17 protein-coding genes are annotated in these 20,787 nt (G+C 57.7%); 7 read left to right on the top strand and 10 right to left on the bottom strand.

Going from position 1 to position 20,787, the window contains the following annotated elements:
* Positions 1 to 54: 54 nt before the first annotated feature.
* On the bottom strand, positions 55 to 735 hold the full coding sequence (locus tag ACPLPM_RS03390) for a hypothetical protein (protein ID WP_424358832.1): 681 nt from the start codon (positions 733 to 735) through the stop codon (positions 55 to 57).
* A 132-nt stretch (positions 736 to 867) separates the two neighbouring features.
* On the opposite strand from ACPLPM_RS03390, the gene ACPLPM_RS03385 reads away from it, so the two are divergent.
* Complete coding sequence (locus tag ACPLPM_RS03385) at positions 868 to 1,968, top strand: Fic family protein (RefSeq protein WP_424358831.1); 1,101 nt, start codon at positions 868 to 870, stop codon at positions 1,966 to 1,968.
* Positions 1,969 to 2,104: 136 nt separating this feature from the next.
* Here ACPLPM_RS03385 and ACPLPM_RS03380 read toward each other — a convergent pair whose 3' ends face one another.
* From ACPLPM_RS03380 to ACPLPM_RS03360, 5 genes are all read right to left on the bottom strand, one after another.
* Positions 2,105 to 3,718: an OPT/YSL family transporter gene (locus ACPLPM_RS03380; protein ID WP_424358830.1), complete on the bottom strand. Its 1,614-nt coding sequence runs from the start codon at positions 3,716 to 3,718 to the stop codon at positions 2,105 to 2,107.
* Positions 3,719 to 4,464: 746 nt separating this feature from the next.
* Positions 4,465 to 6,903, bottom strand: a complete 2,439-nt coding sequence (locus ACPLPM_RS03375; protein ID WP_424358829.1) for a heavy metal translocating P-type ATPase — start codon at positions 6,901 to 6,903, stop codon at positions 4,465 to 4,467.
* A gap of 62 nt (positions 6,904 to 6,965) precedes the next feature.
* A complete protein-coding gene (locus tag ACPLPM_RS03370) occupies positions 6,966 to 7,118 on the bottom strand; it encodes a hypothetical protein (protein ID WP_424358828.1) in 153 nt (50 codons plus the stop codon).
* Positions 7,119 to 7,203: 85 nt separating this feature from the next.
* A complete protein-coding gene (locus ACPLPM_RS03365) occupies positions 7,204 to 8,430 on the bottom strand; it encodes an NAD(P)/FAD-dependent oxidoreductase (protein ID WP_424358827.1) in 1,227 nt (408 codons plus the stop codon).
* A 36-nt stretch (positions 8,431 to 8,466) separates the two neighbouring features.
* Positions 8,467 to 9,255: a hypothetical protein gene (locus ACPLPM_RS03360; RefSeq protein WP_424358826.1), complete on the bottom strand. Its 789-nt coding sequence runs from the start codon at positions 9,253 to 9,255 to the stop codon at positions 8,467 to 8,469.
* Positions 9,256 to 9,474: 219 nt separating this feature from the next.
* On the opposite strand from ACPLPM_RS03360, the gene ACPLPM_RS03355 reads away from it, so the two are divergent.
* The 3 genes from ACPLPM_RS03355 (at position 9,475) to ACPLPM_RS03345 (ending at position 13,078) form a co-directional block, all read left to right on the top strand.
* Positions 9,475 to 11,481 (top strand): thioredoxin domain-containing protein, encoded by a 2,007-nt coding sequence (locus ACPLPM_RS03355; RefSeq protein WP_424358825.1) that lies wholly within the window; start codon positions 9,475 to 9,477, stop codon positions 11,479 to 11,481.
* Positions 11,478 to 11,831: a hypothetical protein gene (locus ACPLPM_RS03350; RefSeq protein ID WP_424358824.1), complete on the top strand. Its 354-nt coding sequence runs from the start codon at positions 11,478 to 11,480 to the stop codon at positions 11,829 to 11,831. Before ACPLPM_RS03355 ends, ACPLPM_RS03350 begins: the two co-directional genes overlap by 4 nt.
* A gap of 224 nt (positions 11,832 to 12,055) precedes the next feature.
* Complete coding sequence (locus ACPLPM_RS03345) at positions 12,056 to 13,078, top strand: nitrogen fixation protein NifH (RefSeq protein WP_424358823.1); 1,023 nt, start codon at positions 12,056 to 12,058, stop codon at positions 13,076 to 13,078.
* A gap of 322 nt (positions 13,079 to 13,400) precedes the next feature.
* Here the strand turns inward: ACPLPM_RS03345 and aroD are convergent, their stop codons facing one another.
* From aroD to ACPLPM_RS03330, 3 genes are read right to left on the bottom strand one after another with little or no spacing between them, the layout of a single operon-like run.
* A complete protein-coding gene (aroD, locus tag ACPLPM_RS03340; RefSeq protein WP_424358822.1) occupies positions 13,401 to 14,060 on the bottom strand; it encodes a type I 3-dehydroquinate dehydratase in 660 nt (219 codons plus the stop codon).
* Positions 14,061 to 14,110: 50 nt separating this feature from the next.
* Positions 14,111 to 16,084 carry a CheR family methyltransferase gene (locus ACPLPM_RS03335; RefSeq protein ID WP_424358821.1) on the bottom strand — a complete coding sequence of 658 codons (1,974 nt, stop codon included), beginning with the start codon at positions 16,082 to 16,084 and terminating at the stop codon, positions 14,111 to 14,113.
* A gap of 3 nt (positions 16,085 to 16,087) precedes the next feature.
* Entirely contained in the window at positions 16,088 to 16,666 is a 579-nt protein-coding gene (locus ACPLPM_RS03330; RefSeq protein ID WP_424358820.1) for a chemotaxis protein CheB, read from the bottom strand.
* 244 nt (positions 16,667 to 16,910) lie between these two features.
* On the opposite strand from ACPLPM_RS03330, the gene ACPLPM_RS03325 reads away from it, so the two are divergent.
* From ACPLPM_RS03325 to ACPLPM_RS03315, 3 genes are all read left to right on the top strand, one after another.
* The gene (locus ACPLPM_RS03325; protein WP_424358819.1) at positions 16,911 to 18,470 is read left to right on the top strand and encodes a PAS domain S-box protein; all 1,560 of its coding nucleotides are present in this window, start codon (positions 16,911 to 16,913) and stop codon (positions 18,468 to 18,470) included.
* Between the two features lie 176 nt (positions 18,471 to 18,646).
* Positions 18,647 to 18,979, top strand: a complete 333-nt coding sequence (locus ACPLPM_RS03320; RefSeq protein WP_424358818.1) for a hypothetical protein — start codon at positions 18,647 to 18,649, stop codon at positions 18,977 to 18,979.
* A 16-nt stretch (positions 18,980 to 18,995) separates the two neighbouring features.
* Positions 18,996 to 19,274 (top strand): hypothetical protein, encoded by a 279-nt coding sequence (locus ACPLPM_RS03315; protein ID WP_424358817.1) that lies wholly within the window; start codon positions 18,996 to 18,998, stop codon positions 19,272 to 19,274.
* Between the two features lie 47 nt (positions 19,275 to 19,321).
* Here the strand turns inward: ACPLPM_RS03315 and ACPLPM_RS03310 are convergent, their stop codons facing one another.
* The gene (locus tag ACPLPM_RS03310) at positions 19,322 to 20,764 is read right to left on the bottom strand and encodes a dihydropteroate synthase-like protein (protein WP_424358816.1); all 1,443 of its coding nucleotides are present in this window, start codon (positions 20,762 to 20,764) and stop codon (positions 19,322 to 19,324) included.
* Between the last annotated feature and the right edge of the window lie 23 nt (positions 20,765 to 20,787).

Raw genomic sequence — 20,787 nt, 5'->3', positions numbered from 1 at the left:
ACATCAACGTTGCTGCGGAGAACCGTGGCTCCCGGGAGCAATATGCCCGGCAGTTTAGCGCAGGTACTCTATATCGATGGCGGGCTGGAGAGATACTCCCGGCTTTGCCAGCAGCTCTACGAACCGGCTTCCTTTCTCAGGGTGGAACAGGTTGGCCGAAGCGCTGCCCCTGATGACCCACGCCGTATCCAGGCCGCGCTCGGTCCCTGCCAGGGCGATGACCTTTTGCCCTTCTGGCATAACTCCGGCGTCCACGCACATCAGGACGCACTCCAGGCAGACCAGCGTGCCGGTCGATATCAGCTCCAGCGTTTTAGCGATCATGTCCAGCGAAGTCACCTGATTGAGGTGGAGCCGGATGGAAAAGCTGGGGCCGAAGAAGGGTATGGTTCCCCTGACCACTGGCACGCCCAGCTGCTCAAGCCTGGCCCGGTTCTCCGGTGTTACGTTCATCTCGACTCTTTTAAGGCCCTGCTCTGCCCACTGGTCCCGGATTTCCTTCAGCTCAGGCACGTCGGCAAATGGGCCGGTGCCCATCCTGTCGACTTCCCAGCACATGTCCTGCGGGCAGGTCACGCAGATGATCCGCTTATCCTTGATGCGCTCTGCAACCCTCACTGCGCTGTCGCCGGTGATCGACGCGACGACGATGTAGTCGTAGCTGGAAGCGGCGCTCTTTACTACATCTATGACTGCATCCGTGTTGGCCGGTCCCGGCCTGTCAAAAACTTTCATAGCATCACTACCTGACATGATAGTAGACGGGGTCCCGTCACATAATCCTTATTGGCTTGATCAGAGAAAGGTTGATTTACCAGAATACGCCCTTTGATATTGTCTATTCTGATATCGTAGCCAGGACTACCCATGAAACCGTACGAACCCCGAAAATTACCGCTGGATGACATAGACTGGGCGTCTCACGTGACCCGGATCGGGAAAGCAAACGCAGCCCTGGCCAGGTATGACGGGATTCTACAGGGCATCGTGAACCCGAAGGTGCTTCTTTCCCCTCTGACAACCAGAGAAGCGGTCCTTTCGTCGAAAATAGAAGGGACACAGGTGTCGCTTGAGGACGTCCTGCAGTACGAGGCAGATATCAGAGAGCCGTTCAAAGCCGAAAGGGAGATGGACATCCACGAGGTCCTCAACTACCGGAAAGCGATGGGGCATGCGGTCAATGAGTTGAAAGACCACCCCCTGTCGATCGATATGATCAGGGACCTACATCGGCTTTTACTATCCGACGTACGGGGGAACAACCGGCGGCCGGGTGAGATTCGGCGGGTACAGAACTACATCGGAAGACCCGGTAACCCCATAGAAAAAGCGATCTTTATACCACCGGCACCAGCTGCAGTGCCCGACGCGCTCTCTAACTGGGAACTATATTTGCACAGCGAAGAAAAAGACCCGCTGGTACAGCTATCGTTACTCAAGGCACAGTTCGAGCTGATTCACCCGTTCAGCGATGGAAACGGCCGCATAGGGCGTATGCTCGTCCCGCTCATACTGTATAATAAAAAGATGCTGTCCAGCCCGATGTTCTACATTAGCGCATATCTGGAGCGCAACAGGGATATTTACTACGAGCGCCTTCTGGGAATTTCCCGGGATGACGACTGGAACGGATGGATAGCATTTTTCCTTCAGGCGATCCAGGAACAGGCGGATGAGAACAGCAGCAAAGCCTGGTCGATTCTTGAGCTATACAGAGAAATGAAGACCAGGGTGCCTGAGATCGTACCTTCGAAGCATGCGGTATACGTGATAGACGCTATATTTTCAAGGCCGATATTCAAAACGTCCCAGTTTGTTCCTGTGGCCGGCAGCAATCGAATGGCAGCCCAAAGAATACTACATGCGCTGACAGAAAACGGGATAATAGAGATCACGGTCGAAGGGAGAGGCAGACAGCCGACAGTTTACTCGTTCAGACAGCTGCTTGACATAACTGAAAAGCTATAGCTTATGGTAACAATCTGTTACACAAAAACATTTGTGTAACAAAAATCCTAAAAAATGTTACACAAAAAATTTTGTGTAACAAATCTGTTACTCAAACAGGTTACATGAGCCTGGTTCATCTTAACGCGGACAAGCACTACAACAATGACCGGAGAGATATGGCCAGGCCTACGAGGATATCCCCCGCGATCAGGCCGGATGCCGTGATGCCGTTATCGTCTTTGAGCCATCCCTTCTTATGGATCGCCCACGCCAGGATGCCCCCCGCCAGGATCATCGCTGTCACGGATACGGGCAGCAGCAGGCCGATGGCGACGGCGACCGCCGATATCTTGTACTTGTAAAGGACCAGTGCAATGACGATGCCGGCCAGGATCAGGTAGAAGTCGATCGAGGGTGAGGCGACTCCGGCGACTGCGGAGGTGGCCATCTCCAGCCACATGACGCTGTAAGGGGCGGGCAGCGCGTTCGTGCCGATGCCGTAGACGGCGTCGAGCAGCCGGATGATGGGAATGCAGGCGATGCTTCCGGTGATCGAGCCGATTACGAGCATCCAGGGCAGACCCCTGGTGTCGACGCTGCTGAACTCGGCGGTCTTGAGCATGGCCAGGCTCAGCGAGAAGCTCATGACCATCGCCACGACGAAGCCTTCCAGGATGAGCAGCGGCACGATGTTGTCGAAAGCCAGGCCCACGAGGAGGATGACCACAAAGGAAGACATCCCCACGCCCATGGACATCTCGGCCCGGCCCCTCGTCTCGATGATCATGAAGAGCACGGCGATGGGTATGCAGAGGAGGAAGACCCAGGCAGGCACATCCACGAAGAGCTGCAGGATGATCGCGGCCGCCCCGATGATCGCGGCCAACAGCAGGCTCCTCATGCCCGGCAGGCGACGGCGAGCACGGCCGCCGTCCGGCGCTGTGGCCGGCTTTTCCCCGGTTTCCCCGCCGGCCGGCTTCGGGCGCCGGGAGAAGTAGGGCTTGACGATGACGTAGAGCGAAATGAACGCCGTGGTCACCATCATCGAGATGGCCGTCGAGAAGATCCAGGGATTGCGCATGTGAGCCATGTAATCGGTTGAAAGGCCTTCGATGAAGACCAGAACGGCCAGCGAGACAATTCCCCCGAGTGCTATCTGCAGACAGGCCTGGAACCCGATCAATAGCCCGATGCCGAGCATCATAGGCGACAGGCTGATGCCTGCCACAGTCGTGCCGATCGTTTCCGGGATGACCGCGAGGCCCCGCAGTAGAGAAACTCCCCCTGAGGCGAGGCCCGCCACGCCCATGCGTACGGTGGAAGCCTTGAACGCCGCGTCTTTCGTCTCCGCGGACAGCATGGCCACGATGGCTGCCGTCACCTTCTGCATCGGCCAGGGGAAGCCGCTCCTGAGGAAGTAGTCCGTGAAGTACAAGGACAGCAGCAGGCCGATGATGCTCGCCAGGCTCAGCAGGACGGCCATGACATAATCGGGCACTACGAAGGGCTCCCCGGATATGATGATAGCTCCGAAGCCATCCGTGTAAGCGATGACCGCTGCGGTGGAGCTCATCATGATGGCCATTACGTACACGAAGGCGCGGGACTTCACCGTCCCTGTGGCCACGAAGACGAAGAACGAGAGGAACAGAAGCAGCAGCACGATGCCGTCGGCCATGCCGGTCTTCATGGCCAGGTAGACCGTGACGACGGCGTTCAGTACGCTGAATAGCACGCCTACGATGACTGCCGGAATCCTGTCGTCCATCCTAATAACCCGTAGTAGGTAGACAGGTATCCGGCATTAATTTATCCTTTTATGGCCGTACCAATACGTTATTATGGATCGTACGCAGCGCTGCGCTTTACTGATTGCTCTGAGGACGTGAGACAGCAAGCCGAACGCTGCGCTGTGCCAGATCACAGATTGATTCGATCGTGAAAGCTGGGTTTTCAAGTAGTGGAAATGAAAACTTGGGGGTCGGGGAGGTCCCGGGAGGCGGGGGAGGATTTTCAAGCTGGGAGGTTAGAGATCGGCAAGGGACACCTCCGTGTCGGTCACAGAGGTCCGAGAGGAGGATCGAGAGGGTGGAAAGGTTTGAGAGGATTATTATATGATAGGTTAATTCTCTTTTGCCTCCGGGTACTCTACCACCTTCTCTCAGACCTCCCAACCTCCCTGACCTCCCAGTTTGAAAATCCTCCCGTACTCCCGGTGACTCCCCTACCTCCCCGCAGACCTCTCAACACCTCACCGACCCACAATTTTTCATGGAATACAGATTCGACAGATTGCACAGATTTCTTTTATAATAAGGAATACAGCAAACCATTTCCTTTTTTGTTATCGATTAGCATCTGCGCAATCTGCGTAATCTGTCGTAATCTGTGATCCTGGCACAGCGCAGCGTTCGTCCACGTTCACAGGCACGGGGGCAACTGTTTGCGAAGACCCGGAAATAATAGCCGGCATAGCGCAGCGTGCACCCATTTTTACGTATAAGTAAAAAAATATTACGGCTTGAACCGGTTCAACAGCAGCGAGTTCGAGACGACCGACACTGAGCTGAAGGCCATGGCGGCCGCGGCGATGATCGGGTTCAGCTGGATGCCGAACCAGGGGATGAGGATGCCGGCGGCGATGGGTATGCCGATGATGTTGTAGATGAACGCCCAGAAGAGGTTCATCCTTATCGTCTTGATGGTCGCCCGGCTGAGCTTGATCGCGGTTAGCACACCTCTCAGGTCGCCGCTCATCAGGGTGATGTCGCTCGACTCGATGGCCACGTCGGTGCCGGTGCCGATGGCGATGCCGGCGTCGGCCTGGGCGAGAGCCGGGGCGTCGTTGATGCCGTCGCCCACCATGGCCACCGTTTTGCCCTGCGCCTGCAGCTTCTTCACTTCGCCAGCCTTGTCCTGGGGCAGGACTTCGGCCAGCACTGCGGTGATGCCCGCCTGCTTCGCGATGGCTTCTGCGGTGCGGCGGTTGTCGCCGGTGATCATGATCGGCTCGATGCCCATCCGCTTCAGCCCGGCGATCGCCTCGACCGAGCCGTCTTTGATCGTGTCGGCCACCGCGATGACTCCTGCGGGCTTTTCCCCGATCGCCACGTACATCGGCGTCTTGCCTTCGGCCGAGAGCGTGTCGAAATCCTGACGCATGCCGGAGACCTCGATATCCTCGTCCTCCATGAGCGTAGCATTGCCCACGAAGACCAGCTGCTTATCGATCTCTGCGACGATACCTCGGCCGGTCAGCGAGTCGAACTTCGAGGGGCTCGATAGCTTCAGGCCCCGCTTTTCTGCGCCTTTGACGATCGCCGATCCCAGCGGGTGCTCCGAGCTCTGCTCTGCGGAAGCCGCCAGCCGGAGGACCTCCTGCTCTGCGAAGCCGGGCTGCGGCGCCACGGCCACCAGCTCGGGCTCGCCCCGGGTGATCGTGCCGGTCTTGTCGAGCACGATCGCGTTGATCTTGTAGGCGTTCTCCAGGCTCTCCCCGCCCTTGATCAGGATGCCGTGCTCCGCGCCCTTGCCCGTGCCCACCATGATGGCCGTCGGAGTAGCCAGGCCCATGGCGCACGGGCAGGCGATGATCAGGACCGAGATGAAGTTGAGCATCGCGACGAGGAAAGCGGGCTGCGGGCCGAGGAAATACCAGGCCAGGAAGGTGAGAATAGCGAGCGCGATGACGACGGGCACGAAGATGGCGGCCACCTGGTCTGCCAGCCGCTGGATAGGCGCTTTGCTGCCCTGGGCCTGCTCTACCATGCGGATGATCTGGGATAAGACGGTGTCCCGGCCTACTTTTGTAGTCCTGAACTTGAAGGAGCCCGTCTTGTTGATCGTGGCGCCGATGACGTTGTCGCTGACCTTCTTGCTCACAGGGATGGATTCCCCGGTCACCATGGACTCGTCTATGGCGGAGTAGCCGTCGACCACGACTCCGTCGACGGGTATCTTCTCGCCCGGCCTGACCACGACGATGTCGCCGACCTGTACATCCTCGACCGGGATGTCCCCGGTTTTGCCGTCCCGCTCGACCCGGGCGGTCTTCGCCTGCAGGCCCTTGAGCCGGCGGATCGCCTCCGAGGTCTGGCCTTTCGCCCTGGCTTCCAGCAGCCGGCCCAGCAGGATCAGCGCGATGATGGTGACCGAGGTGTCGAAGTAGGTCTCAGGCATGACGCCGCCCATCATCAGGAGGTGGGGCCAGACGGTCGCCACCGCGCTGTAGATGTACGCGGCGCTGGTGCCCACCGCGATGAGGACGTTCATGTCGGCGGTCCCGTGCCTTACCGCCGCGTAGGCACCCTTGTAGAACCGCCAGCCGATCCAGAACTGCACCGGCGTGGCGAGGATGAAGGCTATCCAGTTGACCTGCTCCATGCTGAGCGAAGAAAGAAACGGGATGTACCTCCCGAAGAACATCAGGACCATGATGGCCGTAGCAATTGCGCCGCTGACGGCGAACTTGAGGGTGAGATCTCCCATCTCCTTTTTACGGGACGCCCGCTCCCGGTCCACGAACTCCTCGGCCGAGGGCGCTTCCGGAATCTCGTACCCCGCATCCTTGACGATCTTCCTGATGTCGTTGACCGTGACGATCGAGGGGAAATACCGGATGGTGGCCTGCTCGGTAGCCAGATTCACCGAAGCGTCTGCTACGCCCTCGCTCGCCTTCAGGGCGTCCTCGACACGCTTGACACATGACGCGCAGGTCATACCTCTGACGGGCAGCGTCACTTTCTCCTCCTCGACGCCGTAGCCCGCCTCCCTGATCGACCGCACGATATCGTCGATGCTGATGTGAGCCGGGTCGTAGACGAACGTGGCGATTTCGGTGGCCAGATTCACGTTGGCGCTCTCGACGCCTTTGGTTTCCCTGATAGCCTTCTCTACCCGGGCCACACAGGAGGCACAAGTCATGCCGGTGATCTTCAGTTCGGTCTTTCTCATAGAATCAGGTTAGCCGTTGCTGACCGGTATTATATATGCGCGGTAAAAATATATACTTGCAGCTACAGGCCGAGGTGAGTCTTCTGGAAGACCTGGGCGCACTTCTCGCTGCAGAAGTACCGGTACCTGTTCTCGCCCAGCTTAAAGACGACGATGGCCCGGTTCCGGTCGACATCCTTGCCACAGACAGGGTCTTTCTCTGTTATGCTCTCCATGATCTGAGTCTTGGTGGCGCGGCTATATATCGCATTGCCGGCCCGGTGGTGGAAACCGGGGACTGCTGGCGCACGAGGATGTACCTCAGGTGGGACTGCCCGAGGCCCGCCGGAATAATAGCTTCAGGATGCCGTTGCCCGTGGTCGAGCTGAATACTTCTTCCGCCAGCCGGGAGGTGGCGATCCGCTCTACCTTCAGGGCCTTTGCGGCCCTGAACCCCAGATCTACCCCGATATCGCTCGTCTGCATCAGGAAATTTTTCAGCCGGTAGTTGCGGTCCAGCACCGGGCCCAGGCACTTCGAGACTTCGGCGTCGTACCGCCGGAGAGCACCGGCCGAGACATCGCCCGAAGCCACGGCACCTGCGATCACCTTTCCCGCAATCCGCCCGCTGATCATGCCGTTCATGATGCCTTCCCCGGTGACGGGATCGGACAGCCTGCCTGCATCCCCCGTCAGCACGATGCCCCCGGAGGAGAACCGGGGCAGCTTACCGGTGATCGTCACCCCTCCGGCCATTGCCTGAAGCACCGATGCGCCCGGAAACCGCCATGCCACGAACTTTTTCAGGCAGGTCAGGGCAGTGTCGTACCCAGATCCGGACAGGCTCGTCCCCAGCCCGACGTTCGCTTCACCGTCGCCCTTGGGAAATACCCAGGCATAGCCCCCCGGGACGTGCTTTCTACCGAAGTAGAACTCGAAACAGTCCTTTTCGACGGAGGGATGGACCAGGTGGTACTGTGCACAGGCGCCGATATCCTCCCGCCGCACCGCAGTATTGAGGCCGGCCCACCGGGCGACTCTCGACTCCACCCCGTCGGCGGCTACCACCACCCGGGCCTTCGCCTCGAAATCGTCGCCCAGCTGCTTCCCCCTGATGCCGGTGACCTGGCCGCTTTCGACGAGCAGGCCGGTAGCCTGAGTCTTGGTATAGACGTCTGCGCCTGCCCTCGCAGCCCTTCTCGTCAGCTCCCGGTCGAACAGCTTTCTCTCGAGGATATAGGCGACATCCTTATCGTCATCCCGGAACTCGAGACAGCTGCCGGATGGAGAAAACAGCTTCGCCCGGCGAATCTTCGCGCAGATCCACCTTGGGTCGGGCTCCGTGAAATCAGAGAGGCCTTTCACGTCGATAGCCTCGGCGCACCTGACAGGCTCGCCGATTTCCTGTCGCTTCTCGATCAGCAGGACACTTAATCCATGTTCTGCCGAGGTCTTAGCCGCGACCGAGCCCGCGGGACCGGCCCCTACGACGATGACGTCGTAATGGCCTTTCATTGCCGGGTGCTCCGACGTGAAGCTGCTAAACATTCGATGCCACGCCGGGTATTGCCCGGAGCAGGACTCCTATTCAGTGTAAGCAATGGTCTGCTCCGCCGTCTGGAACCCGACGGTTTCGTCCCACTTGAACAGCAGCTTCAGATCCGGCAGGCTCTTCGGGTCGGAGAGGTCGATGCCGAAGTAGTCAGCGGCGGCTTGCTTGACCAGACCGCACAGCTCGCCCGTGCAGGACGCAATTGAGCCGGCCAGACCCTCGAAGGTGCTGGAAGAAAGCACGTACCCGACCATGAAATCTCCCTGAGGAGTCCGCTGGAGGTACCTGAGCGCCCGGAGTACGTCGTGGTCTCTGAGCAGTTTTTCCACGTCGCCCACTCTCGACCTGCTCACGTCGTCTATCAATTTTCTGAGGTCGTCGGTCTTTCCCCGGTTGACGGGCACTGCCACGCACCAGGGCAACTGCAGCATCTGCCGCTCTTCCAGGAACTCCCGCCGCTCCGACCAGTCCATGAGCAGCTCCAGCTTTGGCAGGTTCTCAGCCTTAGAGAGGTCTAGCCCCGTAAACTCTGCAAACCTCCCGGAGAGGTTTCTGGAACAGGTCAGATCAGAGCCGAAAACGCCTTTCAGCGTCCTTTCCAGGCTGTTCCTCGACTGCATATAGATAACCATATAATCTCGCTCATCTGGCATGGTCTGCAGGAACACCTGAGCTTTCTGGACTCCCGCAAGCTTGAGGTGACCGTCTATGTCGGCGCTGTACTTCTCGGCGGCATCGTCCCAGAAGTTTTTCAGGCTGCCCAGCCGGTCATGCTGTACAGGTAACATAAAACACGAATCTACGTTCTTTTCAGTCTGCACAATATATCCCCCATCATACATGCGATCGCCGCGAAGCTGGTATGCCACCTGATACGCTACACGGACATCGCAGGCCAATATTAGCAATATCATGAGGAAGAAGGCTGATATTCCCATAATGGTGTGGACATTATCGGCCAGATTCGTACCTGATCTGGAGGAATTTCGGCAAAAAAGCGCACGCACGCTTTTTATCGATATTACCCGATCTCTAGTATTATGAACAGGCTTGGGGAAGCGGACAGCAGCTACCTGCGCAGAGCGGCGGACGAGCCGATCGACTGGTACCCGTGGGGAGACGAGGCTTTCGAGCGGGCCAAAGAAGAGGACAAGCCAGTGCTGCTCTCCATCGGAGCGGTGTGGTGCCACTGGTGCCACGTGATGGCCCGGGAAACGTGGCACGACCGGGACACGGCGGCGATCATCAACGAGCGGTTCATCCCGGTGAAGGTAGACCGGGACGACCGGCCCGAGATCGACCGGACGTACCAGGAAGCGGTACAGGCTCTCACAGGCAACGGCGGATGGCCCCTCACAGTGTTCCTCACGCCGGACAAGCAACCGTTTTACGGCGGCACCTACTTCCCTGGCAAGCCCAAATACGGGCTGCCCGCTTTCAAAGAAGTACTCGAAGCGATCAGCGACCTGTACACTAACGACAGGGGCAGCGTAGAACGGATTGTGAACGACCTGACCCAGCGCTTCCCGTTTGTCTCCCCGCTGCGCCAGCCGGTGGACCCCATGTACCTAAAAGAAGTGGTGAAGCAGATGCGCTCTGCGCTGGATACGGCGAACGGTGGCTTCGGCGGCGCTCCCAAGTTCCCGTACTCAGAGGCGCTGATATTTTTATTGCAGTACTACGAATCGACTGGAGACCGGGCCGCGTGGGAGATCGTCGACACCACTCTGAGCCACATGGCCGCAGGCGGCGCCTACGACCAGGCCGGCGGCGGGTTCCACCGCTACTCGGTGGACGCCGGCTGGAAAGTGCCCCACTTCGAGAAGATGCTCAACGATAACGCGCTGCTGCTGAACGCCTACCTGGGAGCTTACCAGCTCTCCGGCACCCCGTATTACAGGCAGGTCGCCTCGGAGATCGTGGAGTTCGTCTTCCGCGACCTGAAGAGAGAGCCGGCAGGGTTCGCCTCCAGCATCGACGCCGATGTCCACCACGAGGAAGGCGCCTACTTCGTGTGGGAAGAGCAGGAGATCAGGGACATACTCGGAGACCGGGCCGACGCGTTCATCCGGGCCTATAACGTGACAAGGGGCGGCAACTTCGAGCCCACGAAGAACGTGCTGTACCCGATAGGCGAGACCGACAAGGCAAAGTTTGCCGCGGAGAAGAAAGCGCTGCTGGAGGCCCGGAACAAGAGAGAAAAGCCGTACGTAGACAGGTCCATCCATACCAGCTGGACGGCGCTGATGATCACCTCGCTGGCCCGGGCTTATGCAGTATTAAAAGAGCGCCGGTGCCTGGACTACGCAGTCGAAACCGCCCACTTCGTCATGGACCAGATGTACAAGGACGGCACACTGTACCGGACCTACACGGACAAGCCCGTTTACAGCGGCTATCTGGAGGACTACTCTTGCATGATCGAGGCGCTGCTGGAACTCTACGAGGTGACCCAGGAAGCCGCCTACCTCGACCGGGCAGAGAAACTGCTGGCCGACTGCGAGGCGATGTTCTTCGACCGGGACCACGGCGGCTACTTCTTTGTGCAGGCGGAGGACAGGACGCCCATGATGCAGGACAAGCCTGTGACGGACTTCTCCGTCCCCGGCACCAATCCGCAGATGGCGATCAACCTGATCAAGCTCTCGCATTACAGGGATAAGCCGGAATACATGGACCGGGCCCTCGCGCTGATAGAGGGCTTCTTCGACATGTGCCGGCAGTACCCGCTCGGGCACGGCACCTACTTCGCGGCGCTGGACTACTACTCCAATCCGCCCGAAGTGATCGCCATCGTAGGCCATGAGAAAGAGGGAAAGGAACTGGTGGAGCTGGCGAACAGCAGGCTGATCAAGAAGATCGTGATGCTCGACTACGGCCAGTACAGGCAGCGGCCGGCCGTCTTCGAGGGAAGAATGGCAGTCAATGGCAAGCCGACCGCCTACTTCTGCAAAGACCGGACCTGCACCCTGCCGCTGACCGATAAAGAAGACATTTTGGAGATGCTGAAACGGCCCCGGTTCGGGCAAGATACAAATTCAGGGTGAGCAGGATCATCATAGCTACCCTCTACCAGCCGCTTTTTAATCGAACGAACTCCCCGAAAGCTCAGGGAGGCCGGGGAGTACCCGGGGGTTCGAGAGGAATTTTAAAGTGGGAGGTTCGAGAGGGTAGAGAGGTCCGGGAGGAGGTCGGGGAGTGTGGAAAGGTCAGAGAGGATAATAGGGTATTGCTCCTGAATTTTTCTGTTCTGATGAGTGCCCGTACCATTTACACGAAGTACCCGAAGTACACGAAGTACTCAAAGTACGGTAAAAATGGTATGCTTAAAAATGATCTTAAAGTAAAACTTCGTGTACTTCGCGTACTTTGCGTACTTCGTGTAAACGGTACCTGACTGCCCTAAAAGTTTTAAGAATAACGATACTTTGTGTTAACGGTGCCTGGCAGCCCGATGAACGCTACAGGCGATTAATTTATGACAATCATTCCTCCCGAGCCTACTCGCTTACCCTCTCAGCGCCTTTCTGACCCGGGATATTCGCGTCATATGGGACAAAAAAATGAGTGCAGGCCGGGCTCTACGAGAATCTTTTTAAGAGCCGCCGCTAAAACCTCCTTATGTTTTCCCCCGAGACCATCGAATGGCTGCTTGAGCTCTCCGAGCCGTCAGTACGCTATTTTACGCTGAGAGACCTGCTGGACAGGCCGGAGGACGACCCGGAAGTCAGGGCGGCGAAGGCCGACATCATGGTCAGGGGGCCGGCGGTCAGCATCCTCTCGAAGCAGCAGCCGGACGGCGGGTTCACCACGCCGGAGATGGTCGAGGCCTACGGCTACGAGGTGGCGAAGACCGGCTATCAGCCGAAGAAGAACAGCATCTGGCAGCTCCTGACTCTGGCACAGCTCGGCGTCGACAGGGAGGATGCCCGGGTGAAGAGATTATGCGAGCACGTCCTCGCCAACAACTACCACCCGGACAGAAAAGTCATAGGGATCAACCTCGTGAGGAAAGAGGGCTTAGAGTTCGCCCCGCTGCCGTGTTTCACCGCCAACATGATCTGGTCGCTTTCGACGCTGGGCTACCACGACGACTACCGGGTGCAGGACTCGATCCAGTGGCTACTCCAGCACCAGCGGTTCGACGACGGGGACTTTAGAGCACCGGACGAGTGGCCGTACAGAGGTAAGAAAGACAGGTGCTATGGACGGCACACCTGCTTTTCCAGCGTCACCCGATCTCTGAAGGCGATGACGACCATCCCGGAGGCCCGGCGCACGGGAGAGGTGGACGCCTTTGTAGAGAAGGCCGTGGACTTCGTCCTGATGCACCGCCTGTACCGCCGCAACCACAGCGACTGGGAGCCCATCCGGCCGGAGTTCAAGATGTTCACGTTCCCGGTCCTCCACTACGACGACGTGATAGAGATCGTCGACACCCTCCAGAGCCTCGGCGTCAGGCACGAGGCCGTGGACGAGGGGCTGCAGTACATCTTAAACAGGCAAAAGCCCGACGGCCGGTGGAAGCTGGACTATACCCTGAACCGGTCCTCGACCTACGCCAGCTTCGGGACGAGGGGTAAGGAGAGCAAGTGGATTACGTTAAGGGCGCTGAAAGTGTTGAAAAATGATGGTTTACTGTAAGGTGATACAGGCTCCTGTTAAGGTATGACTCAACAAGACTAACGCTGCGCTGTGCTTGATACTGATACCTCGGATAGCATAAAAGTGTTATCTCTGTGCCCGTGAACGTACACGAACGCTGCGCTGTGCCAGGATCACAGATTACGACAGATTCGACAGATTGCACAGATGCTAATCGATAATCGAAAAGAAAAGGAGTCACAGTATTCCTTTTAAATAAAAATAGTCATCTGTGCAATCTGCGTAATCTGTAACAATCTGTGATCCTGGCACAGCGCAGCGTTCGTATGCTGTCTCACGTCATCCGAACAATCTGTAAGCTTCAGCGCAGCCCGAGGATCCTGAGCCCTTCGAGGAGCCGGTCTACTCGTATTTGCCCTGGGGCAACGGGCCGCCTGACATAGCCGTAGGTCAGGAGTGAGCCGTAAACGGGGGCTACGAGTCTGGAGTGCTGGCCGAGGCTGCCCATGGAGATGGTGCAGACAGGCCGCTTCGACTTGAGCGTGACTTCTAAAAGCCGGAGCACGTCGGTCATGTCTTTTGGCGTTACCGCCAGCTTGCCGATGGCGCCCTTTTCAACGGAGCGGTTGATGATCGAGAGCATCTCTTCGTTCGAAGGCGTGCGATCGAAGTCGTGGTAAGAGACGATTGGCACGGCATCAGTGCCCGTTATGGTGGTGAGCAGCTCGTCCAGGTTCTGCGCCCGGAGCTCGAAGTCGGCAAAATCAGCGTAAGGAGTCAGCTTCTTGAATAGCTGCACCCGCTCTGCGTCGGTGCCGTCGAATTCCCCGCCCTCGAACTTCGGGCGGATGGTGACGATGATCGGGCAGCCGATGTCATAGTAGATCCCCTCGACGAGGCTCACACCATTGTCGCCGACGAGATCGACCCGGACCTCGACGACGTCTGCGCCGAGCGCTACTGCTTCTTTTGCGTCGTTCTTGCTCGTTACCGATGCCACAACCTTCGGGGGAAAATCCATGCTATACCTGATACTAAAAAGCCGTCAGGCATATAAAATATTACCCGGTCTCACGTCCTGTCAGGCTTCGCCTGCTTACGCCCGTACCGCTTGATCTCTGCCGTGACATCCCTGCATAACAGCATCGTGCCCAGGTAATCCTTGCCGCTGATCAGGGGCAGGACGGAGACGATGACGGTATGCTCCTCCCCCTCCGGCGTCCGGTATTTCATCGCTTTGCCTTTCGCCGGGGCCTTCTTTTCGTGGGCGGCCTTGATCATGCTTTTCAGCTCTTTCGACTGTATGCCGCCCGGGAGGTCGAGGGTAAAAAAGTCCCTGCCGATTGTGTCTTTCCCGCTGGCTCCCCACATCTGGGCGGCGGCGGGGTTCCAGGTGGTCACCTGAGAGTTCGAGTCCAGGACTATCAGGCTTTCCACGATATTGTTGATGATCGCCCCGTTATAGGTATTGATGATGTTCAGCTCTGCAGTCCGCTCCCGCAGCTCGGTGTTAGTGGCTTCCAGCTCTGCGTTGGTCGAACGGAGCTCTTCGTTGCTCGTCTCCAGCTCCTCGTTCGTGGACTGGAGCTCTTCGTTACTGGTCTCCAGCTCTTCCGTGGTGGACTGGAGTTCCTCCGCCGTGGTCTCCAGCTCCTCGTTGGTCGACTCCATCTCCTCGTTCGTAGTCTCCAGCTTCGCGTTGAGCTCCTTGAGATCTTCGTTGGAGCGCCCGAGCTCGTCCCGAAGCATCTTGTCCTCCGTCACGTCGTCCATCAGGAGGATAGCACCCTGCAGTTCCCGGTTCTGGTCGATCAGCGGCACCACTGTCAGGTCGAGGTATTTCTTGTCGCCCCTCGGGACAGTGATCTCTTTATCTTCAAGCAGGACCTTCCGCTTTTCCTTCAAGGTTTCCCGTAAGGCGTCGTTGATGCCCGGGATCCGATCGCCCATACCGATCTCGTAGAAGTTACGGCCGAGAGCGTAGTCCGCTTTGATCAGCCACATCTCTTCGGCCTGGCGGTTCCAGGTCGTGACCAGGTTGTTCCGATCCAGGACTATCAGGGCCAGGCTTATGTTGTTGATGATCGCCTGGTTGTAGAAGTCCAGCTTGGTGATCTCTTTCCGGGATTCGGTGACTGCCTGGCCGATCGTCGACTCTTCGATCAGGGCGAGCCGCCGCTCTGCCGGCCGCAGCTCCGTGATGTTGGCAGTTTTCTGGAAGATGCGCCACTTCTGGCTCACCACTTCGAAGAACTTTGAGCCGAGAGCGGTCGATTCTGACTTTCCGAAGAAGATGTAACCTCCCCGGTTCATCGCGAAATCGAACCGGTAGAGAAGCTTGTGCTGCAGCTTGGCGTTGAAATAGATAAGCACGTTCCTGCAGATGAGAAGGTCCAGGTGGGAAATCGGCGCGTCCGCCGTCAGATCCTGCCGGCCGAAGGCGACCATCTGGCGGATATGCCGGTCGATCTTGTATACGTGGCCGTCTTTCGCGAAGTATTTCTCAAGCCGATCCGGGCGGACATTCCTGAGCTTCTCCTCGGAATAGACGCCCCTCCTGGCCTCTGTCAAGGCATTATCATCAATATCGGTCGCGTAGATCCGGATATCAAAGTTAGCGATGGCATCCCCCAGCGTTTCGGCGAGTAGAATAGCGATGGAGTAGGGTTCCTCGCCTGAGGCGCAGCCGGCGCTCCAGATTCTGATAGAGTCTCCGCTCTTCTTCCGGGAGATGATTTCTGGCAGGACTTCAGTTTCGATGATCTTCCACGCATCCTGGTCTCGGAAGAACTCTGTCACGTTGATCAGCACCGTATCGAAGAGCTTGGCGTACTCGTCCTGGTGCGAGTCCAGGAATTCGAGGTATTCCGGGTACGTGCCGAGGTGGTTAGTGTCGAGCCGCTTCTGGATACGGCGCCTCACGCTGTCTTTCTTGTACTCCCGGAAGTCGAAGCCGCGCTCGTCGTAGATCTTCTGCAACAGCCGGGTAAGCTCCTCGTCAGTCTGGTCTCTAGTAGCGTCGGGCGGCGGGACATTTTCCGGCATAGCTTACACTCCGTCTCCTTCGTTGATAAGCGTGATGATCGCAGGAGCTATCCCCTCGAGGGGCAGCACAAAGTCGACCATGCCCGTGGCTATGGCAGCTGCCGGCATGGAACCGTGTTCTGCCGTATCGGGGTCCTGCGCGATGGTCGTGCCGCCTTTCTCCTTGATGGCCTTGATGCCCATCGCCCCGTCGGAGCCAGATCCGGTCAAGATGACGCCGATCACATTGCCTTCCTTGCTTGCGGCGACGGACTCGAACATGAGGTCGATCGACGGGCGGGAAAAGTGCACGAAGGCCGACGAGGAGAGAGATATCTTCCCGTCGGCCAGCAGCAGGTGCTTGTTAGGAGGGGCGATATAGGCGACCGACGGCTCGGCAGGCTCGCCGTCCTCTGCAGTCTTGATCTTCAGGCGGCAGTGCTTCTGGAGCAGTTCCACAATCAGGCTTTTATGTTTGGGGTCGAGGTGCTGCACCACCAGGACAGTTGCGGGAAGATCCCCGGGAAGATGAGAAAGTAGCTCGGTCAGGGCTTTCAAACCCCCCGCAGAAGTGCCGATCGCGACTGTATTAAAATAGGCCAATTAGTAAACCCCCGTCTTCAGCCCTGGTATCTCATCACTATCTCTGATTTACAGGATTATATACTTAGGTTTATAAGCCACGATATGGTGGAAGACGTACCTTAAAATTGTACTAACTCCGGCTTCTCATTTTCCCTGCAGAGCGAATATCATTTCGGGGGTATAATTTGAAATGACTATCTAAATACATCTTAAATACAACCTGGAATATACAGTTGCTATTATGAGCCGGGGACCTCTGCTTTTGGACCGCGATGAAGATGCACGCAGGACCAGAGCAGAGCTTCTTGACGAGCTCGAGGACTTGCGCAGGCGGATTGCAGCCCTGGAGGAGGCGCAGGTGGGGCGAGAGCAGGCTGAAAAAGAGCAGCAGGACCTCAATCGCATTATCGGCCTGCTGTCCGAGATTCCCGAGCTTATCCTTATCCTGGACAAAGGGACACGGATCATCTATGCGAACTCTGCGGCAGACCGCATGTTTAGCACCGGCCGGGAAGGAATTATCGGAAAGAGCCTCTGGGACGTCTATCCTAAGAGAGAGGGTACGCTTTTCTACAATACCTATATGAAAGCCACTGTAGATCGCAGGCAGGCCTGCTTCCGGGAAAAGTTCCGGCTGATCGACAGGTGGTTTGAAGTCTCCATATATCCGGATGCAGGCGGCACGGTGATCATCTTCAGGGACATCACCACCAGCTGGCACCGGGAGGAGATACAGCGGCTGAGCCTCATCCTGTTACATAACCTGAAGGAGAACATCTTTTTAATGAGAGCCGACGGCAGGCTGTTCCATGCGAATCCCGAAACCCGGGATTCCCTGGGGTTCACAAACGAAGAGCTACTTCGCAGGACTATCTTCGATCTGGTGCCGGAAGGATGCGTAAAAGAGTGGCACGATGTCCTGGACAGAATCAGGCAGAAGGGAATGATAGCCTTTGAATCCAGGCTAAAGGCCAGAAGCGGCCGGGAGTTCCCCGTGGACGTCTACGCCAACTACATCCAGCTCTATAGCCACGACTACTATACCGTGTCGGCAAGAGATGTATCGGAGCGTAAAGAAGCCGAGAGGGAGCTTGCAAAGTCCAGGATCGAGGCCAACACGTCAAAGGAGCAGACAGAGCTCTACCTCGACCTGATGGGCCACGATATCAATAACCTGAACACAGTAGCCATGGGAAGCCTGGAGCTGGCTATTAGCAACCTGGAAGAGGCTGGCAGGTTCAGGCCTGAGGTTAAGGCGCTGCTGGAAAGGTCAATGGAATCGCTGAAGAACAGCTCGGAGCTGATCAGTAACGTGCAAAAGCTTCAGCGGGCGAGAGCGGAAGGACTGGCACTTCAGACTGTAGATATGGCAGCCGTAATGGAGGACGCCGTCGGCAAGTTCAGGACGGGCCGGGAGAGGAACGTGAAGATCAGCTTCTCTCGTGGCCCCGGCTGCAGCGTCCAGGCTAACGAGCTGCTGAAGGACGTCTTCACCAACATCATCGGAAATGCCATCAAGCACTCCAGTTCCGAAAGGAACCTGATGATCAAGATCTCCTTAGATACAGTCGAGGATGATGGAGACAGGTACTGCAGAGCGATCATAGAAGATAACGGCCAGGGCATCCCGGACGAGACGAAGTCCCTGCTTTTCAAGCGATACGTCCGGGGCAAGACGAAAGCCAAAGGCAGTGGCCTGGGCCTGTACCTCGTCAGGACACTGCTCGACCTTTACGGCGGCACCATACAGGTAGAGGACCGGGTGCCCGGCGACTATACCAAAGGCGCAAAGTTCGTCGTGATGATACCGGCTGTGCCCTGAAACGATCATCTGATCGGGGCAACATTCAGTGATCAGATCTTGTTTTAGGCCTGGGTACAGATGCCCGGAAGCCGCACTTTATTTGGCCCATGTATTTTCTCGTGCAGGCGTAATGGGGCACAGGAGAAGATAGCCCGGGCTGTGCCGCACCGCTCCCGGGCAACAGGGGGTATTGATTGGCCGGACCGACGAAGGAGACTATCGAACGATCGAAAAAAGCTTCGTATAAAGCCGCTGAGCACAGCGATAAAGCGCTGGAGCACGCCGCTGGGGCTGCAGAGCACGCCCACAAAGCGGTGGAGAGAGCCCGGGGAGATTCAGGCGAAGGCGACGAAGGGGTTGCGGTGCTCAAAGAGGCCGAAGAGCAGGCAAAACGCGTGAAAGACGAGGTATCGAAGTCGCGGGAAATTTCCAAAAAGACCGGGGAACAGGTCAGGCGGACGGCGAGGACCAGAGAAGAAAGCATCGAGGAGACAGAGTCGGCCCGGGAACGCAGAAGTGATAGATAAGGCTGGAGGACCGGCAGTGGAAGACGAGATAAAGCGGCACAGGGAAGAGAAGAAACACAGCGAAGAGATCTTCAGGAAGATCGATAAAAGCCGGGAGCATACCATCGATGCGACGAAAAAGCTGATCGTCGCAGAAAAACAGGTGGAGCAAGCGGAAAAGGAACGGCAGTCGACGGACAGAGCCCTGGAAGAGACGGAAAAGCGCGTGGCAGAGACCGAAAAGGAAATCAGCCGGACCCGCAAAGACCTCAAAGCTACTGACAAGTCGGAGTCCGAAGAGGCGCCTGAAGAGTAAAAGCCACCCCCATATGTGAATAAGCAGTAGCAGCACCAATATCAATTTCAGAAGTGGTCGTCCTGGAGGTAGGTACGGTGGAACCTGATCGCCAGCTCGGCCCTCTTGAATTCAGCCTGCAAATATCCGGCGTGGTCGAGGAGGGAGACGAGCTCCCGATCGACGATGGTATGAAGGATGGATTCGGCGTCGGTACCCACGACGGTGGTGTCGCCGTTCTTGGCGTAGATCTTGCCGCCGTCGATCCAGATGTTGAAGCTGCCTTTGGGGTCGAGCTGAAGCTTGTGGCGCTTAGCCTCGACGATCATGGTCGGCTCGACGATGTCCCGGCGGGGGCGCTTTTCCTTGATGACTAAGAGATCAATGCCCAGGTCTTTAGGCGAGCCTTTGCGGTGCCTGGCCAGCGCCATCATCATGCACGCTTTCTTGAGCTCTTCCGCTCCGCCTGCCGATTTCTGGCTGGCCTCGGTGGTGAAGAGCACGCTGGCGCCCACTTCCATCGCGATGCCCGCAAGCATGGCGTTGACTCCTATGGAGTCTGCGTCCATGAGCTCGGTCACGTTGCCCGCGCCGAAGAAGATGGGCACGTCAGGGTAGAGCCCGTGGAAGTCGCGGTACCTGCAGACTGCCTCTGCGACACCGTGGCCGATCGGGGACAGGACGGGGTCAGCGAGAATGTGTTTGACGCCTAGCTCTCTGGCCCTCTCTACGTTCCTGATGAGGCTGCCCAGCGACTCGTCGTCGGGGATGACCACGACGGGGACGTCCTTTTTAGCCACGAGTGGTCCGATCCGCTCCATGTTGGAGCCTTCGAGGCTGAGGACGAGGTTGGCGCCGGCCTCGATGCCCGCCTCGATGTACTCGGGGATGAGCGTATCTACGCTGATGGGCTTGAAGGTCGCAGACCTGGCGACTTTTACCGCGTGCCTGACGGCGTCCGGGCTGGACTCTAACGGGATGCCGAGGTCGATGATGTCCGCCGAGGCATAGGAATCGATCTTCTTTATGAGGTCCACGTCAGACAGCCGGGTGGCGTCCACTACTTCGGCCATGACCTTCATGGTCGAGCCGCCCCCGACCTTGACGCCCTTTAGCAGGAAGGCCGGCTCTGCGTTCGCCTCGATCTGCTCGAAGTCACGCATAGCAGAATCCCGCTTGACGTCCGATAAGAGCTGGCAGGCGGAGACCTTGTGGGAGAACTCGATCTTGTCCGCATATTTTAGGGCCAGGGGAATGTCATAGGCGTGCTTGGGGCCGAGCCGGATTTTGACGCCCAGCTTCTCCTCCAGCTTAGAAAAATCGGAGCCGCACAGGCCGGTCACTAAGATGAGGTCGTAGTTGTCCTTTTTGTCGGCTAGCAAGGGCTCGAGCAGCTTCGGCGTCACGAAGGCGGCGACTCCCACGTCGGCCATGAGGACGTCGGCCATGGCTCCCGCGGCCTCTTTTACCACGGGGTAGGCAAGCCTTCCGGTGACCAGCAGTACACGCATACAGAAGTGTTATATTGCGCCAG

The organism is Methanocella sp. MCL-LM, assembly GCF_049676595.1.
GTDB lineage: Archaea > Halobacteriota > Methanocellia > Methanocellales > Methanocellaceae > Methanocella_A.
Note: the sequence above shows the minus strand (reverse complement) of the source record. Positions and strands in the feature narration are given on the sequence as shown.

What these genes read in the sequence shown, in the direction of transcription:
- ACPLPM_RS03385 (WP_424358831.1), top strand. Translation starts at nt 868, where the DNA reads ATGAAACCGTACGAACCCCGAAAATTACCGCTGGATGACATAGACTGG.
- ACPLPM_RS03335 (WP_424358821.1), bottom strand. Translation starts at nt 16,084, where the DNA reads ATGCCGGAAAATGTCCCGCCGCCCGACGCTACTAGAGACCAGACTGAC.
- ACPLPM_RS03355 (WP_424358825.1), top strand. Translation starts at nt 9,475, where the DNA reads ATGAACAGGCTTGGGGAAGCGGACAGCAGCTACCTGCGCAGAGCGGCG.
- aroD (WP_424358822.1), bottom strand. Translation starts at nt 14,060, where the DNA reads ATGGATTTTCCCCCGAAGGTTGTGGCATCGGTAACGAGCAAGAACGAC.
- ACPLPM_RS03365 (WP_424358827.1), bottom strand. Translation starts at nt 8,430, where the DNA reads ATGTTTAGCAGCTTCACGTCGGAGCACCCGGCAATGAAAGGCCATTAC.
- ACPLPM_RS03380 (WP_424358830.1), bottom strand. Translation starts at nt 3,718, where the DNA reads ATGGACGACAGGATTCCGGCAGTCATCGTAGGCGTGCTATTCAGCGTA.
- ACPLPM_RS03370 (WP_424358828.1), bottom strand. Translation starts at nt 7,118, where the DNA reads ATGGAGAGCATAACAGAGAAAGACCCTGTCTGTGGCAAGGATGTCGAC.
- ACPLPM_RS03390 (WP_424358832.1), bottom strand. Translation starts at nt 735, where the DNA reads ATGAAAGTTTTTGACAGGCCGGGACCGGCCAACACGGATGCAGTCATA.
- ACPLPM_RS03310 (WP_424358816.1), bottom strand. Translation starts at nt 20,764, where the DNA reads ATGCGTGTACTGCTGGTCACCGGAAGGCTTGCCTACCCCGTGGTAAAA.
- ACPLPM_RS03375 (WP_424358829.1), bottom strand. Translation starts at nt 6,903, where the DNA reads ATGAGAAAGACCGAACTGAAGATCACCGGCATGACTTGTGCCTCCTGT.
- ACPLPM_RS03345 (WP_424358823.1), top strand. Translation starts at nt 12,056, where the DNA reads ATGTTTTCCCCCGAGACCATCGAATGGCTGCTTGAGCTCTCCGAGCCG.